Below are 1,063 nucleotides of genomic sequence, written 5' to 3' on the forward strand. Positions count from 1 at the left end.
CAGGGCTTGCCCAAACATGCGTCAGTGAAAAAAGTGCTGGGCTGGACGGGTTTCCGGGAGGCACCCAATCGTTGGCTCCTGCAAATGATGACCAGGCTCTGGATAACAGAAGGGTTACCTGCCATTGAAGCGCTGCAACATCAGGAAACACAACTGAAACAGTGGCTGTTAACAGATTTTGCTGAAGACAAAAGTGATTCAGACGGTGAAGAGTACGACGAATACGATGGTTATTCAGAAGATGAAGAGGATGACAAATTCAATCGCCAGATAAAAACAGTTGCTCTTTATCTTTCCACCTCCAGGCCAGACTGGTCACTCAACTGGGCGGTTTTAAAACAGTTTCATCAATTCCATGCAAAGACTAAAACCGTTCTGATGCTGGAATCATTAATAAGACTTCTGTCTTCTTATGGAGGGAAAGGCGTCGAGCGCTACCTTCAGGTTGATCAACAGGACCGGGATTTTTTGTGGCGTCATTCGGTTAAAGCCGTGCCTTTGAACGTGCTAGATAAGGCAATGGCTCTGTTTTCTTCCAATGAATCCAGAGGGCGTTTTGTCTATTTTGCCAAGCGACTGAAGTCATTGCCGGATAAGAGTCAATGGGAACAACATTCAGAACGGTTGCAACTATTATCGGGGGTGCTGAAATACGATTATATGAAAAGACTCTTTTGGAAAATCCTGCAACCCCTATCAAATGATGATCAGGAGCGTTTTCTGGACGCCAGCCATGCTCAGGCTGTATTTGACCTGTTTCCCTCATTGAGCGCGCTACACAAACTCAGCAAAGAGCACTCCTCCCAATGGTTAAAACGGCTACTTGAAGCCTGTCTTCGGCTAGAAACCCATGACATTACCAAAGAAGGCATCAAGATAATCTTTGAGGCGCTACTCAAAACCCATAGCCTTCTGCCCTGGGATCAAGATATCCCCGATCACTTTCTGTCCGGAATGCGAACAACCGGCGACAACAACGTTGAGATACCTGTCTCTGGACTGATACCGTCAGGAGAACAGCTGGCCCTGAGTTATATCGCTGTGCTGATGCAGAACCTCAACG

1 protein-coding gene is annotated in these 1,063 nt (G+C 46.8%); it reads left to right on the plus strand.

Features of this window, described 5'->3' with window-relative positions:
* Window positions 1–1,063 (plus strand): hypothetical protein (locus tag KDK16_RS12925; RefSeq protein ID WP_257276438.1); only part of this gene is annotated, 1,063 nt, incomplete at both ends.

It is taken from the genome of Endozoicomonas sp. SESOKO4, from assembly GCF_024606275.1.